Genomic DNA, 14000 nt, shown 5'->3' with positions numbered 1-14000 from the left:
GCGCGCCGCTTGCGGCGCGTCCCGCTGGAGCGCAGTGTTATGTTTCACGTTAAAAAAACGCAACCAAGGCCACGGCTAGTCCAGCATAAACAACGACAGAAATCCAGAAATATTCCGGTGACTCTTCGCGATACACCACGCGACCCCATGGCCCGGATTCGACATAGATCCTTCCCATGACGACCGCATAGAGCACGTAGAGCGCCAACATCCCTCCGAGCACCTTGAACACGATCAGCTCCTGCGGCCAAGAAAAAAACCAACGATCAGCTTGACCAAGCCGATAGCGACCACCCCCAGGCCAACAGGAGTCACCGTAATGAACAGCAGGCCAAGACCGATCGGGTTTCCGTCGCGTGGCCCGAACATGATGTAGAGCTGCAGGGGCAGATAACCCATTGCTGCAATGATGATCCCGGCGACAAGGAACTTTCTGGCCGACCATCGGGTGAGCAGTCTTTCTTCCAGGTCGATCATTGAGTTTTATCCTCCCTGTGCGCCAAGCGGTAGATCAGTTGCCCGAGGATCACGCCCGGGGCGGTAGCGGCATAGCCGACCACAGCGGAAATGATGATGGCCAGAGGCCATAGATTATGCTTGGTAGGGTCCATGGCACCCTCGACGACTATGCGCGCCATCAGAGCAGCAGGAACCGACGCCGACAGGACGTGCAAAGTTCTGGAAAATGTCGAAAAACCAGAAGCACGGAGCAACGCGGCCAAGATGAAGACCACGACCAGCCCCGCCCCGTACAGAGCACTTGGGACATTCAGTTTGCTGTATGGCATCAACCAGACTGGAATGCCCACACTAAGCATGCCGACTAAGAAAGCGGCGCTTAGCCGCCATGACGTACGTTTTTCAGTGGCCATATTCGGGAACATAACGTCGAAGCTCAGGGGCGCGCCGCTTGCGGCGCGTCCCACTGGAGCGCGGGGTTAGGGCTGGTGCGGCGAAATCTTGCCATTGAGCCACCCTCCAAGTTTTGCTACGGCAATACCGGGCACGGACATTACGAGAAACAGCAGCAAACCGAGAGGCCACAGGTTGCCGAGTTCGCCAGCGCGGATAGTCAGTGCGAGGAACTGCCCGCAGAACAATGCCAAAGGCCAGCGCCATGAACGGTTGCTAAAAAAGAAGCCCAGCAAGCCACTGACGATGATGGCTGCTGGATAGACCACTGACCAGTATGAGGGGTCATCCCAAGGTTCCCGCTTGCCACTCGAAGCCATGGCGGCAAACCAAAGAACCATTCCGGTCGCAACGGATAAGGCGTATGCGGTGATATCAGGCTTGCGCATGGGAAACCCTAACGAACCAAGCTCAGCCGCGGCGGCCCGTGGCCGCCGTCGGCTGCAGCGCCTTGTTGGGCAATATTAGCTATGCAATCGCTCGGTTTGGAAAGGATAATTCTAATACGATACACCCAACGTCTGTTTTAAATGGCCCATGAATCTCTCCGGGAGGCCTGCTCGCATAGTCTCCAGGCTCCAGCCACTTATTAAAGGCGTGATCATAGAGACGACCGCTAACAATGAAAACCTCTTCTGGATATGGGTGGCTTTTTCCACCAAAAGGGGTCGTGTCTGCGCCAGGATGAAACCGTGTGAGACGGGTATATTCACCTGTCGCTGCATCAATGCTGAGAGTGAGCTCTTCGGCAATATTCTCAAGGCCCTTGATCGGTTTCCATTGATTTCGATTAGCTGGATCCAGCGGGTTCCAATATGTGGACGTTGTTTTTCCCATTTTTCTCCTTATGCCCAACGTGAAGTAGACGGAAAAACAGGTGTATATTCCAGCCCACTGGTGCCTATAACTCAAAACGCTCGGCTTTAAGCTGCTGTTTCATTTGATTTCCTTCGCCATCGCGCAGGATATGACGCCGCTTTCCGCGCCTGATACCCCATCGCCGCCGCGCCTGCTCGATCAGGTGCGCGAGCGGCTCAGGACGAAACACTACTCCATCCGCACCGAAGGTCAATATGTCTTTTGGATAAGGCGCTTCATCCTGTTCCACGGCAAGCGTCACCCGTGCGAGTTGGGGCGGCGGAGGTCGAGGCGTTTTTGTCCGATCTGGCGGTCAATGGCCAGGTGGCGGCGGCGACGCAGAATCAGGCGCTGTCGGCGCTGCTGTTCCTTTACCGCGAGGTGCTGGGGGTCGAGTTGCCGTGGCTGGAAGGCCTCACGCGCGCGAAGCGGCCGCAGCGCCTGCCGGTGGTGCTCACCCCCGCCGAGGTGCGCGCCGTGCTCGATCGCATGGACGGGGTGTATGGCCTGATGGCGCGTCTGCTCTACGGCACGGGCATGCGGCTGATGGAGTGCGTGCGATTGCGGGTGAAGGACGTTGATTTCGGTCGCAACGAGATTCTGATCCGCGACGGCAAGGGCGCGAAGGATCGCGTGACGATGTTGCCGGCGGCGCTGGCGGGGCCCCTGCAGGCACATCTGGCACGAAGACGCCTGATTTACGAGGATGATTTACGCTCAGGCCTGGCGGCGGTGTGGTTGCCGGATGCGCTGGCGAGGAAATATCCGAATGGTCGATGGGCATCGCTATGCGCTGCCCATCCTAGGACTCAGGGCGCGCTCTCAAACCGAAAGGGCGCGGCGAGGAGTCCGTCTGGTGTATGGAGCAACACACGCGCCTCCCAGGTCATGCGTTTACTGGTGCACACTGGGATCATGCCGTTTCCGGCATAGCGGCCCGTACCGAGCGGTTCCAGCGTCACGCGATTGAAGCCCATGTACATCTCAACACCGACGAAATCGACCTCGACTGCCTTGGCCTCCAGTCCCGAGAGTTCGACCTTAAGCCGCAGTGGCGCGGCCACCGGCAGGGTCCGCGGCTCGATCCCAAGGCGGACCCGACCACCACCGCCAAAACGGACCTCACAGGGTCCGGCCCGCAGATCACAGTGCGGATCGAGCGGTGCGACCCAAGACGCCGAAGGATACAGCACCGACCAAACGGCCTGAACGACGACGAGGATCGCGCCGAGCCCCAGGGCTGCCGCCCCCAGCCAAACCCAGGGCCAGACCAGACGCCGGTCGTTGTCGCCCTGCATGCCTCCTCAGCGCACCTGACGCCACCAGTGGTCGACGATCCCATTGACGTCCAAATCATCTGGACCCCGCATCCAGCTCTGCGAGAAGGGCGCGTCAGCGCTCGCCGGCGGCGGATCGGGTGGATCGACCTGGATGCGCGTGGGCAGCTGCAGGGCATCACCCACGGCCAAGACCTCGCCCCGACGCAGCGAGGCGAGCCGGTCGGCCAGATTCTTGGCCCCCTCGGGCAGCAGCCGGCGCACATATTCTTGGTCGTCGGCGTTGGAGATGCGCAGACAGAGATAGTTGCCGCATTGGGCCAACACGGTCTCCGAGAGCTCGGTCGGACGCTGGCTGACGATACAGAGCGTGACGCCATATTTGCGTCCCTCTTTGGCGATCCGTTCCATCGCGCGTCTGGTCCCAACGAAGCGGGTGTCGGACTCGCGCGGGATGTATTGATGTGCCTCCTCGCAGACCAACACCAGCGGAAACTCGTGCCGACGCGGATTCCAGTAATTGAATTCATAGGCGAGCCGACCGATCTGCGCCGAGATAACCGGGCGTAGATCGACAGGCACGGGGCTGAGATCGATCACGGTCACCTGACGCTTGGGCTCGCCCAACCCGACGAAGTCGCGCAGTAACCCCTCCAGACTGGCCGAACTACGGTGCTTGCGCGGGTGCATGAAGAAGTCGTAGCGCCCGTCGTTGTAGAGCGCAAGGAAGCGCACCAAAAAGTCATCGAAGGCCCCGAACAGTGGCCCCTTGACCTTACCGAATTCGAGCTTTTCCTCATTGGCCTTCTTGAAGCGCTGATAGAGCTCGTCGATCGGAAAGTAGACCGGCGAGTCGACCGAGAGCCGATCGATCCCGGCGTGCTGGTTGGACTGCTTGCGCAGGGCATAGAGGGTCTCGCGCAGAAAGGCGATCTGGACCGAGGCATTGGCATCCGAGCGGTCGATGAAGAGATCGACCAGTTCCGCATAGGTCAGCAGCCAATAGGGGATCTCCAATTCGCGCGCGTCGAGATAGCGTGCCGTGCCGGGCGGAAAGATGCCCTCAGTCGCGCCATCGGAACCCTTCCAGCTGTATTCGCCGTGCAGGTCGAGCAGGATGAGGTGCGAATGCGGCATGGTCTTGACCACGCGCTGCATCAGACTGGAGAGCGTCCAGGATTTACCCGATCCCGACTGACCGAGGATGGCCAGGTGGCGCCCGAACAGGGCCGTTGGCTCTAGGCTGGCCTTGAGCGCAGAACGCACCGACAGCCGCCCCAGTTCTAGCGCGACCTGGGTCGGACGTGCCAGCAGCACCGCCAGACGCGCAGTGGGAATCAGGTGCACGCTCGCGCCGAGCACCGGATAGCGGCTCACGCCGGGCTCGAGCCGATCCTTGCTGTTGATCTCACCAAGCGCGGTCAGCTCTAGCCGCCGCTCGCGCACCCTGACCTGGCGTGGGCTCGTATTGGCCTCGCCCTGGACGGTGCGGGTGCCGACGACCTCTTCATGGCAGCGGGTGATCTCGGCGAGGATGTGTCCGGCGCGATCCCGGACCTCCACTAGACTGCCCAACTGGCCGATCGGGAGCGTTTCGTCTTCCAGTGTCTTGGTCGCGGGGAAGCCATCCTCGACGGGCAAGAGCGTGGCGATCAGGCGTCCGGCTTGGATGTCGATGACGCGGCCGATGAGCGTTGGATCTGGCGTGGACATTGGCGACTGGACTCCAGGTGATTTGGGCTGACCGATTATCGCGCGCTTGATGTCGACAAGTCTCGCTCGACAGACGATTCACACCGGTGTTGGACTTGAAAAATTAGAATATTCTTATATTATTAGAATAGAGTAAATTGCTAGCCTTTCAGGAGTCGTATCATGGACATTCTTGGAGTCTTCGCCCTGATTGCCGTCCTGGTCGGTGGTGTACAGACCGCAATTCTGACGTCGCCCGACGACCACTCGATGACAGGCCAGGCGCGCACGCCAACCACCGAGGTCAGAACCCAGCCGACGGAGCCTAGTCAGGCAGTGGAACCTTTGAACGGCTGACACGATCGGTTCGTTCACGTATCCCAGGGTTTCAGTGCGTTGTCCGGATTGCTATCCTTCGCCCGGCTAAACGCACTGGATCCCCTGATGACAAGTCCCGATTCGACCATCCGCTTCACCGTCTCGCTCCCCAAGACGCTGCTCGACGAGCTCGATCAGCGTGTAGTCAATAGGGGCTATGCCTCGCGCTCCGAGTTGGTGCGCGATCTGATCCGGGAACGGATCGTCGAGGAGACCTGGGAGCGCGGTGACGCCGAGGTCGCTGGGGTGCTGACCATCGTCTACGACCACCATCAACGAGAGCTGACCCGGCAGATCCTAGACATCCAGCACCATCAGTACGTCCATGTGATCGCCACGACCCATGTCCATCTGGATCATCACAACTGTCTAGAGACCATCATCCTCCGCGGGATGCCGGCTGAGATCGAACGGCTCAGTCTGGAGATCGGCGGACTCCGCGGCGTGCGCTTTGCTGAATTGACGCGCACATCCAAGGTCGAGCATTAATTAAACCGCGCATGAGGACCGATACGCGGTTTGGGTCACTCGATTCGGCGAACTGAGGCCACCCCTTATTCGCCCGGCTCGACCGCCTTCATACTCAGCCGGATGCGGCCCTGCTTGTCGACCTCCAGCACCTTGACGCGCACCAGGTCGCCTTCCTTGAGCTTGTCGCTGACGGACTGCACCCGCTCCTCGCAGATCTGCGAGATGTGAACCAGGCCATCACGTCCGGGCAGGATGGTGACGAAGGCGCCGAAATCCATCAAACGCGCGACCCGGCCCTCGTAGACCTTGCCCACCTCGACATCTGCAGTGATGAGCTGGATGCGACGCTTGGCCTCCTCGCCGGCGGACTTGACCACGGAAAAGATCTTGACCACGCCATCGTCATTGATGTCGATGGTGGCGCCCGTCTCCTCGGTGATGGCCCGGATGACCGACCCGCCCTTGCCGATGACGTCACGGATCTTCTCGGGATGGATCTTGAACTCGATGATGCGCGGGGCATGTTCGGACATCTCGGGCCGGTGGGAGGGCATCACCTTGTTCATCTCGGCGAGGATATGCAGGCGTGCCTCCTTCGCCTGTGCGAGCGCGATCTCCATGATCTCCTTGGTGATCCCCTCGATCTTGATGTCCATCTGGAGCGCATTGATGCCCTCAGCCGTCCCCGCAACCTTGAAGTCCATGTCGCCCAGGTGGTCTTCGTCGCCCATGATGTCGGTGAGGACGGCAAAGCGCTCGCCTTCCTTGATCAGACCCATAGCCACACCCGCAACCGGTGCCTTGATCGGCACACCAGCATCCATCAGGGCCAGACTGGTTCCGCAGACGCTGGCCATCGAGCTGGACCCATTGGACTCGGTGATCTCCGAGACCACGCGCACCGAATAGGGGAACTCCTCGATGCTCGGCATCACCGCCAGCACCCCGCGCTTGGCCAGACGCCCATGACCGATCTCACGGCGCTTGGGACTGCCGACCCGCCCGATCTCGCCGACACAGAAAGGCGGGAAGTTGTAGTGCAGCATGAAGTGCTCGCGCCGCTCGCCCTCCAGTGCATCGATGATCTGCGAATCGCGCTCGGTGCCGAGGGTGGTGATGACCATCGCCTGGGTCTCGCCGCGCGTGAACAATGCCGAGCCATGGGTGCGTGGTAGGACACCGGTCCGGATGCTGATCGGACGCACGGTCTTGGTGTCGCGTCCATCGATGCGCGGGTTGCCGGCCAGGATCGACTCGCGCACCGTGCTCGACTCCAGCGCCTCGATGGCGGCCCTGACCTGGGCCTCGGTCCAGGCCGGGGCCTCGCCGCTGCATAGTTGCTCGACAATGGCGGCGCGTGCACTGTCGAGGGCGGCATAACGCGCCTGCTTTTCCTTGATGCGATAGGCAGCGGCGATCGACTCGCCGCCGACCGCGCGAACCTGCTCGGTCAGCGCCAGATCGATGACGTGCGGCGTCCAGTCCATTGGTGGCTTGCCAGCCTCGGCGGCCAGCTCGCGGATGGCCTGGATCGCGACCTGCATCTGCTCATGCCCGAACAGCACCGCGCCAAGCATGACCTCCTCAGACAGCCCGCGTGCCTCGGACTCGACCATGAGCACGGCTTTATCCGTCCCGGCCACCACTAGATCCAGGTCCGAGTCCGGTCCGAGTCCGATCACGGATGGGTTGAGGATATATTCACCGTTCTTGTAACCGACGCGCGCGGCGCCGATCGGACCCTTGAAGGGTACGCCGGAGAGCATCAGCGCCGCTGAGGCACCAAGCATGGCCGGTACCTCGGGATTGACCGCCGGGTTCAGCGACTTGACGGTCGCGATGATCTGCACCTCGTTGCAGAAACCCTCGGCGAACAATGGGCGGATCGGACGGTCGATCAGACGCGCGGTCAGGATCTCACCCTCGCTCGGACGGCCCTCGCGCCGGAAAAAGCCGCCGGGGATGCGCCCGGCGGCATAGGTCTTTTCCTGATACTCGACCGTCAGGGGCAGGAAGTCGCGCTCCGCGCCCGGACGCTTGTCGACCACGACCGTCACGAGGACCACGGTGTCGTCCATGTTGACCATGACGGCACCATCGGCCTGGCGCGCGACCTCGCCGGTTTCCAGCCTGACGGTCTGTTTGCCGAATTGGAACTCTTTAACGATAGGGGTGGGAATCACGGATAAATCCTCTGGATGTTTGGCTTGGGGTGTTTGGGCCGCCAGCGCAACCCCGGACACTCCAAACCCTCGGCTCGGGCCGGTGCGATATGGAGCCGGCGGCGCGTGGTGTTGTCGGCCCCCGGCACGTCTTGCTTGAGGCACCGGAAGCGGACGAACGAACGACCGGCGCCCGACCACCCGTTCACCGGGGCCGTGATGCAGAGATCAGCAAGGCAGAGATTAACGACGCAGACCTAGGCGCGCGATCAGGTCACGATAGCGATCCAGGTCCTTGCGCTTGAGATAGTCGAGCAGTTTACGCCGTGCGTTGACCATGCGCACCAGGCCACGGCGCGAGTGATGATCATGGGTGTGCACCTTAAAATGCTCGGTCAGCTGCTGGATGCGCGCGGTCAGCAGTGCAACCTGCACCTCGGGCGAACCGGTGTCGCGCTCGCCGCGCGCGTATTCATCGACAATCTTTTTCTTGTCGGCGGCGGTCATTGTCATTGAAACTCTCCTCAGAAATGGTTGGAATACGAAAAACGACCCAATGTCGGACGGGACCACCCGACGCGACCATCCCCGACAATGACCTCAGGGATGCCTCCATCAGGCCGGACATGGAGTTTTAATCAAATCACTCGCTTGGGCTGGACCTTGCCGTCTTCGAGGATCTCGCCGACCCCCAGGAAACGCGCTGAAGGGTCGTAGAGCCGGACCAATCCCGCGGTCGGCGCCTGGGGAACCAGCACGGCCTGCCCCTGCCTGAGATAGAAGGCGGCACCAGCCGAGAGCTTCAGCGCCGGACAATGCCCGAGCGCACTATCGAGCGGTAGCAGCAAGGCGTCGAGCGCGGCGAAATCCTCGGCCTCGGCCAGTGTGGCGATCCGTTCACCGGTGACGAAGCTCACCTCTGGCTCGACATAGGGACCAACGCCGGTCCGGCGCAGGGCGCTTACATGGGCACCGCACCCGAGCGCGCGTCCGATGTCCTCGGCCAGGGCACGGACATAGGTCCCCTTGGAACAATGCACCTCAAGCTCGATCTCGGGCAACGCCATCGAGCGCAGGTCAAGCGCATGGATCTCGACACGACGCGGTTGACGCTCGACCTCCAGACCCTGGCGCGCCAGATCATAGAGCCGCCGCCCCTGGTGCTTGACCGCCGAATACATGGGTGGACGCTGATCGATGGGGCCAAGAAAACGGCGCAGGACCGTCTGCAAAAGTTCCTCGGTCACGCCCGCGACCGGCGCCCGCTCCAACACCTCGCCCTCAGCATCGCCGGTCGCCGTGGTCTCGCCCAGACGCACCCGCACGCAATAGCGCTTGTCGGCATCCAGTAGAAAGGCCGAAAACTTGGTCGAGTCACCCAGACAACAGGGAAGAAGCCCAGTCGCCAGTGGATCCAGACTCCCGGTATGCCCGGCCTTGGCGGCACGATAATAACGCTTGACCCGTTGCAGGGCCTCGTTCGAGGACAGTCCAAGCGGCTTGTCCAAGAGCAGGATCCCGCTCACGGGGCGTCCCCAATGACGGCGGCGTCCCATGATCTCAGTGCCCCCCTTCGGTCAAGGACCGATCCTTGGCCACGGCCTGATCGATCAGGTCCGCTAGATGCTGGCCCCGAGCGATGGATTCATCGTGCACAAAGTGCAGCTGCGGCATGACCCGCAGCCGCATCTCCTGGGCCAGCGCATGGCGCAAGAAGCCGGCAAGCCGGGTGTTGAGCAGCCGCTCCTGCGCCTCGGCATCCGCATCGAACGGAAAGCAGGTGAAATAGACCTTGGCGTGGGCGAGGTCGCGCGTCACCCGCACCTCATGCACCGTGATGTCGGCTAGACGCGGATCCTTGACCTGATCCCGTAGCAATACCGCCAGGATGCGCTTCATCTCGGCACCGATGCGCTCGGTACGATCGAATTCGCGTTCGCTCACAGGAGGCGGGCCTTCTCGGTGCGCTCAAAGACCTCGATCTGGTCGCCGGGCTGCACGTCGTTGTAGTTCTTCACACCGATCCCGCACTCGAGGCCGTGCTTGACCTCGGAGACATCGTCCTTGAAGCGTCGCAGCGACTCGAGCGAACCCTCGTAGATCACGACGTTGTTGCGCAGCACGCGGATCGGGTTGTTGCGTTTGATGACGCCCTCGACCACCATGCAGCCGGCAATGGCCCCGAACTTGGAGGAACGGAACACGTCGCGCACCTCCGCCAAACCGATGATCTCCTCGGTGACGATCGGGCTCAAGAGACCCGAGATCGCCTGCTTCACCGCATCGATCAGCTCGTAGATGACGCTGTAATAGCGCAGATCCAGACCCTTCTCTTCGACCACCCGGCGCGCGGCGGCATCGGCGCGGACGTTGAAGCCGAGCAGGATGGCGTTGGAGGTCACGGCCAGGTTGGCATCGGATTCGGTGATCCCGCCCACGCCCGAGGCGACGATGGCAACCTTGACCTCGTCATTGCTGAGCTTGAGCAGACTCTCACGCAGCGCCTCCAGGCTGCCCTGAACATCGGCCTTGAGGATGAGGTTGACCGTCTTTTGCTCGCCGTCCTTGAACTGGGTGAAGAGCTGATCGAGGCTCATGCCGCGCTGCTCGTCGAAACGGCTCTGACGCGAGCGGGCGGCGCGGAGCTCGGCGACCTCGCGCGCACGACGCTCGTCACTGACCGTGATGACATCATCGCCCGCGTTCGGCGTGCCCGACAGACCCAGCACCTGCACCGGGATCGAGGGCCCAGCCGACTCAACCGGCGAACCCGACTCGTTGAACATGGCGCGCACCCGGCCATACTCGCCACCGGAGACGATGATGTCGCCACGCTTGAGCGTACCGGACTGCACCAGCACTGTGGCCACTGGACCGCGGCCCTTGTCGAGACTCGACTCGATGATGGCACCGCGCGCCGGGCCCTCGACCGGCGCCTTGAGTTCGAGCACCTCGGCCTGGAGCAGGATGGCGTCGAGCAGCTCGTCGATGCCGGTGCCGGTCTTGGCCGAGACCCTGACCATCATGGTGTCGCCGCCCCAGTCCTCGACCAGCACCTCATGCTGGGCAAGCTCCTGCATCACCCGATCCGGATTGGCCTCGGGTTTGTCCATCTTGTTGATGGCCACGATCAGCGGCACACCCGCGGCGCGCGCATGCTGGATCGCCTCGACCGTCTGTGGCATGACGCCGTCATCCGCCGCGACGACCAGGACGACGATGTCCGTCACCTTGGCGCCCCGGGCCCGCATGGCCGAGAAGGCGGCATGACCGGGCGTGTCGAGGAAGGTGACCGTCCCCTTGGGGGTCTCGACATGATAGGCGCCGATGTGCTGGGTGATGCCGCCGGCCTCACCCGAGGCCACACGGGTGCGGCGAATGTAATCGAGCAGCGAGGTCTTGCCGTGGTCGACATGGCCCATGATGGTGACCACGGGTGGACGCGGCAGGGCCTCGAACTGGCCCTCCTGTTCCTGCATCTCATCGAGCAGCGCGCCCTCGGCGTCGCGCTCGTCGGCGACGATGGCCTTGTGGCCCATCTCCTCGACCACCAGGATCGCAGTGTCGCGATCGAGGTTCTGATTGATGGTGACCATCATGCCTTGTTTGAACAACTCCTTGACCACCGCGGACGCCTTGACCGACATGCGATTGGCCAGCTCGGCGACCGTGATGGTTTCGGGGATCTCGACCTCGCGCACCACCGGTGCCGTGGGTTTTTGGAAGGCATGTTTGTCCTGAAGCTGGGGCTTGGCGGGCTTTTTGCGCCGACGCGGACCGTGGCTGCCAGGGCTCTCGAGATCCTCATAATCCCCGCGCGCGGCAACCGCGATATCGCGGACACGCACAGGCGCCACCTCCCGGCGGATGATCTTCTTGGCCGGACGGTCTTTTTCCCTGTCTCTCTCAATCGGTTCAGCCGCCTTCTTCGCAGCCTTTTTCGGCTTGACGGTCTCGGTGCGACGCACGCGCCTCTCGGTCTCGGGATCATCGGCCTCAACCATCGGCTCGATCACGGCCTCATGGCTCAGTTCGAGCGCCTGACGATCGGCGGCCTCGCGCTCGGCGCGCAGGCGTGCCTCTTCTTCGGCCTCGGCGCGACGGCGTGCCTCGGCGGCCTGTCGGCGCTCTTCCGCCAGGCGCGCCTCTTCCTCGCGGGCACGACGCCCCTGCTCCTCCAGCTCGGCGAGACGACGCGCCTCCTGCTCGGCACGCATCGCCTCCAGTGCGGCACGACGGCGCGCCTCATCGATCACGGCACTGGTGGCCGCCGCACGCTCGCGTCCGGTGCGAGCACGGTCATTGGATGACCGCTTCGGAGTCGGCTCAGCACCGGTTGCCGGCTCGTCGGCGCGCTTGACATAGGTGCGCTTGCGCCGCACCTCGACGCTCACCGTCTTGCCGCCACGCGCGGTCGGCATGGGACGCGAATTCAGTGTGTTGCCACGTGGTGGCGCGGCCGCTGGGACCCGCAGTTCGCTGACCGACTTACGCTTGATCGTGACCTGACCCGGACCACCGTCGGCCTCACCCGCATCCTTGCCATGACTACGACGTAGATAGGCGAGCAATTGCACCTTCTCTTGCTCCGTCAGCGTCGAGTCCGCATTGCCGGCACGGATACCTGCATCCTTCAGCTGGGCGAGGAGTCGCTCGACCGGAATGCCGACCGTTGAGGCGAGTTGCTTGACCGTGACTTCACTCATGAACTGACCCTTTGTACCTCTATATCCTTTGGAGCATTCGCGAACATCGGCTCGCGCGCCTGCATGATCAAACGGGCGGCCCGCGCCTCGTCCATGCCATCGATCTCCATGAGGTCGGAGACCGCCAGGTCGGCGAGATCGTCCAGGGTCTCGATACCGCGCTCGGCGAGCTGTTTGGCAAGCCCCTCATCCATGCCCTCCAGCGCCAACAGCGTCAGACCGGCCACTTCGCTGACCTCCTCGTTGGCAATGGCACGCGTAACTAGGGCATCGTTGGCACGCTGACGCAGCAGCTCAATGGTCTCGTCGTCGAGATCCTCGATGGCTCGCATCTCCTCTAGCGGCACATAGGCCACCTCATCAACGCTCGAAAAGCCCTCCTCGACCAGGAGCATGGCCAGCCCCTCATCGATGCCCAGTTGATCCATGAACACCTGTGCCGAGCGTCGCGCCTCTTGCTCGCTCTTGGCAGCGGCGTCCTTCTCGTTCATGACGTTCAGTTCCCAACCGGTCAGCTGGGCGGCCAGACGAACATTCTGACCGGAACGCCCGATGGCCTGGGCCAGATTCTCTTCCTTGACAGCAACGTCCATGCTGCGTGCCTCCTCGTCGATGACGATGGAGACCACATCTGCCGGCGACATGGCATTGATGACGAACTGAGCCGGGTTCTCGTCCCAGAGGATGATGTCGACGCGCTCGCCGTTGAGCTCGTTGGAGACGGCCTGCACGCGCGAGCCGCGCATGCCGACACAGGCACCGACCGGATCGATGCGTGGGTCGCGGGTGCGCACCGCGATCTTGGCGCGCACACCCGGATCGCGGGCCGCCCCCAGGATCTCGATCAGACCCTCGCCGACCTCGGGCACCTCAAGCTTGAAAAGTTCGATCAAAAACTCCGGCATGGTCCGGCTGACAAAGAGCTGCGGTCCCTTCTGCTCGGCGCGCACATCATAGAGATAGCCGCGCAGTCGATCCCCAGGACGCACCGACTCACGCGGGATGACGTGATCGCGCGGGATGAGCGCCTCAGCATTGTTGCCCAGATCAAGCAGGATGGCACCGCGCTCTGTCTTCTTGACGACACCGGTCACGAGCTGGCCCCGGCGCGCGGCGAAGGCGTCGACGATCTTGGCGCGTTCGGCATCGCGCACCTTCTGGACAATGACCTGCTTGGCAATCTGGGCGGCGATGCGACCGAAGACCTCGGGCTCGATCTCTTCTTCCATAAAGTCGCCGACGCGCAGATCCGGTTCCAGGATGGCCGCAGCCGAGGCGGTAATCTGACGTGATGGGGCCTCCAGCCGACCGTCCTCGGGATCTGGAACCACCTCCCAGCGCCGGAAGGAACGATAGTGTCCGGTCTTGCGATCGATGGTCACACGCACGTCGATCTCACTGCCATACTTCTTGCGGGTCGCCGAGGCGAGCGCCGCCTCGATCGCCTCGAAGATCACGCTTTCGGGGACGTCCTTCTCGTTGGAGATGGCTTCAACGACATTCAGGATCTCTTTGCTCATTCCACCAATATCCAGCTTGAACCG

At 62.5% G+C, this 14000-nt stretch carries 16 protein-coding genes and 1 pseudogene; 3 read left to right on the top strand and 14 right to left on the bottom strand.

Going from position 1 to position 14000, the window contains the following annotated elements; all coding sequences use genetic code 11:
• Positions 1 to 49 precede the first annotated feature (49 nt).
• From E6P07_RS04445 to E6P07_RS14145, 6 genes are all read right to left on the bottom strand, one after another.
• Positions 50 to 232, bottom strand: coding sequence for a hypothetical protein (locus E6P07_RS04445; RefSeq protein WP_153974503.1), 183 nt, complete (start codon positions 230 to 232; stop codon positions 50 to 52).
• Between the two features lie 2 nt (positions 233 to 234).
• Complete coding sequence (locus E6P07_RS04440) at positions 235 to 477, bottom strand: hypothetical protein (protein ID WP_153974502.1); 243 nt, start codon at positions 475 to 477, stop codon at positions 235 to 237.
• Entirely contained in the window at positions 474 to 884 is a 411-nt protein-coding gene (locus E6P07_RS04435; RefSeq protein ID WP_162008604.1) for a hypothetical protein, read from the bottom strand. The genes E6P07_RS04440 and E6P07_RS04435 overlap by 4 nt, the downstream gene beginning before the upstream one ends.
• A gap of 54 nt (positions 885 to 938) precedes the next feature.
• Complete coding sequence (locus E6P07_RS04430) at positions 939 to 1301, bottom strand: hypothetical protein (RefSeq protein WP_153974500.1); 363 nt, start codon at positions 1299 to 1301, stop codon at positions 939 to 941.
• Between the two features lie 79 nt (positions 1302 to 1380).
• On the bottom strand, positions 1381 to 1749 hold the full coding sequence (locus E6P07_RS14150; protein ID WP_153974499.1) for a cupin domain-containing protein: 369 nt from the start codon (positions 1747 to 1749) through the stop codon (positions 1381 to 1383).
• Positions 1750 to 1813: 64 nt separating this feature from the next.
• A complete protein-coding gene (locus E6P07_RS14145) occupies positions 1814 to 2020 on the bottom strand; it encodes a hypothetical protein (protein ID WP_170286767.1) in 207 nt (68 codons plus the stop codon).
• On the opposite strand from E6P07_RS14145, the pseudogene E6P07_RS13865 reads away from it, so the two are divergent.
• Positions 1934 to 2400: pseudogene (locus E6P07_RS13865) on the top strand (phage integrase N-terminal SAM-like domain-containing protein); the annotation flags it as partial. The gene E6P07_RS14145 and the pseudogene E6P07_RS13865 sit on opposite strands and share 87 nt — an antisense overlap.
• 179 nt (positions 2401 to 2579) lie before the next feature.
• On the opposite strand, the gene E6P07_RS04415 reads toward E6P07_RS13865, so the two are convergent.
• On the bottom strand, positions 2580 to 3068 hold the full coding sequence (locus tag E6P07_RS04415; protein WP_153974498.1) for a hypothetical protein: 489 nt from the start codon (positions 3066 to 3068) through the stop codon (positions 2580 to 2582).
• Positions 3069 to 3074: 6 nt separating this feature from the next.
• Entirely contained in the window at positions 3075 to 4760 is a 1686-nt protein-coding gene (locus E6P07_RS04410; protein ID WP_153974497.1) for an ATP-binding protein, read from the bottom strand.
• Positions 4761 to 4922: 162 nt separating this feature from the next.
• Here E6P07_RS04410 and E6P07_RS04405 point away from each other — a divergent pair, with 162 nt between their 5' ends.
• Both E6P07_RS04405 and nikR read left to right on the top strand, forming a co-directional pair.
• On the top strand, positions 4923 to 5096 hold the full coding sequence (locus E6P07_RS04405; RefSeq protein ID WP_153974496.1) for a hypothetical protein: 174 nt from the start codon (positions 4923 to 4925) through the stop codon (positions 5094 to 5096).
• 87 nt (positions 5097 to 5183) lie between these two features.
• Positions 5184 to 5606: a nickel-responsive transcriptional regulator NikR gene (nikR, locus tag E6P07_RS04400; RefSeq protein WP_153974495.1), complete on the top strand. Its 423-nt coding sequence runs from the start codon at positions 5184 to 5186 to the stop codon at positions 5604 to 5606.
• Positions 5607 to 5671: 65 nt separating this feature from the next.
• Here nikR and pnp read toward each other — a convergent pair whose 3' ends face one another.
• The 6 genes from pnp to nusA form a co-directional block, all read right to left on the bottom strand.
• On the bottom strand, positions 5672 to 7768 hold the full coding sequence (pnp, locus tag E6P07_RS04395) for a polyribonucleotide nucleotidyltransferase (RefSeq protein ID WP_425505155.1): 2097 nt from the start codon (positions 7766 to 7768) through the stop codon (positions 5672 to 5674).
• Between the two features lie 225 nt (positions 7769 to 7993).
• On the bottom strand, positions 7994 to 8263 hold the full coding sequence (gene rpsO / locus E6P07_RS04390; protein WP_153974493.1) for a 30S ribosomal protein S15: 270 nt from the start codon (positions 8261 to 8263) through the stop codon (positions 7994 to 7996).
• Positions 8264 to 8388: 125 nt separating this feature from the next.
• Positions 8389 to 9306 (bottom strand): tRNA pseudouridine(55) synthase TruB, encoded by a 918-nt coding sequence (gene truB / locus E6P07_RS04385; protein ID WP_153974492.1) that lies wholly within the window; start codon positions 9304 to 9306, stop codon positions 8389 to 8391.
• A gap of 4 nt (positions 9307 to 9310) precedes the next feature.
• Complete coding sequence (rbfA, locus tag E6P07_RS04380; RefSeq protein WP_153974491.1) at positions 9311 to 9694, bottom strand: 30S ribosome-binding factor RbfA; 384 nt, start codon at positions 9692 to 9694, stop codon at positions 9311 to 9313.
• Positions 9691 to 12456, bottom strand: coding sequence for a translation initiation factor IF-2 (gene infB, locus E6P07_RS04375; protein WP_153974490.1), 2766 nt, complete (start codon positions 12454 to 12456; stop codon positions 9691 to 9693). The genes rbfA and infB overlap by 4 nt, the downstream gene beginning before the upstream one ends.
• Entirely contained in the window at positions 12453 to 13976 is a 1524-nt protein-coding gene (gene nusA / locus E6P07_RS04370) for a transcription termination factor NusA (RefSeq protein WP_153974489.1), read from the bottom strand. The genes infB and nusA overlap by 4 nt, the downstream gene beginning before the upstream one ends.
• Positions 13977 to 14000: the final 24 nt, after the last annotated feature.

It is taken from the genome of Thermochromatium tepidum ATCC 43061 (assembly GCF_009664085.1).
Lineage (GTDB): Bacteria > Pseudomonadota > Gammaproteobacteria > Chromatiales > Chromatiaceae > Thermochromatium > Thermochromatium tepidum.
This window is presented reverse-complemented; position numbering and strand designations above follow the sequence as displayed.

Excerpts from the sequence above, each read along its gene's own strand:
- nusA (WP_153974489.1), bottom strand. The coding sequence starts at position 13,976 with ATGAGCAAAGAGATCCTGAATGTCGTTGAAGCCATCTCCAACGAGAAG.
- E6P07_RS04415 (WP_153974498.1), bottom strand. The coding sequence starts at position 3,068 with ATGCAGGGCGACAACGACCGGCGTCTGGTCTGGCCCTGGGTTTGGCTG.
- E6P07_RS04430 (WP_153974500.1), bottom strand. The coding sequence starts at position 1,301 with ATGCGCAAGCCTGATATCACCGCATACGCCTTATCCGTTGCGACCGGA.
- E6P07_RS04405 (WP_153974496.1), top strand. The coding sequence starts at position 4,923 with ATGGACATTCTTGGAGTCTTCGCCCTGATTGCCGTCCTGGTCGGTGGT.
- E6P07_RS04440 (WP_153974502.1), bottom strand. The coding sequence starts at position 477 with ATGATCGACCTGGAAGAAAGACTGCTCACCCGATGGTCGGCCAGAAAG.
- E6P07_RS14150 (WP_153974499.1), bottom strand. The coding sequence starts at position 1,749 with ATGGGAAAAACAACGTCCACATATTGGAACCCGCTGGATCCAGCTAAT.
- infB (WP_153974490.1), bottom strand. The coding sequence starts at position 12,456 with ATGAGTGAAGTCACGGTCAAGCAACTCGCCTCAACGGTCGGCATTCCG.
- truB (WP_153974492.1), bottom strand. The coding sequence starts at position 9,306 with ATGGGACGCCGCCGTCATTGGGGACGCCCCGTGAGCGGGATCCTGCTC.
- rpsO (WP_153974493.1), bottom strand. The coding sequence starts at position 8,263 with ATGACAATGACCGCCGCCGACAAGAAAAAGATTGTCGATGAATACGCG.
- E6P07_RS04410 (WP_153974497.1), bottom strand. The coding sequence starts at position 4,760 with ATGTCCACGCCAGATCCAACGCTCATCGGCCGCGTCATCGACATCCAA.
- nikR (WP_153974495.1), top strand. The coding sequence starts at position 5,184 with ATGACAAGTCCCGATTCGACCATCCGCTTCACCGTCTCGCTCCCCAAG.
- E6P07_RS04435 (WP_162008604.1), bottom strand. The coding sequence starts at position 884 with ATGTTCCCGAATATGGCCACTGAAAAACGTACGTCATGGCGGCTAAGC.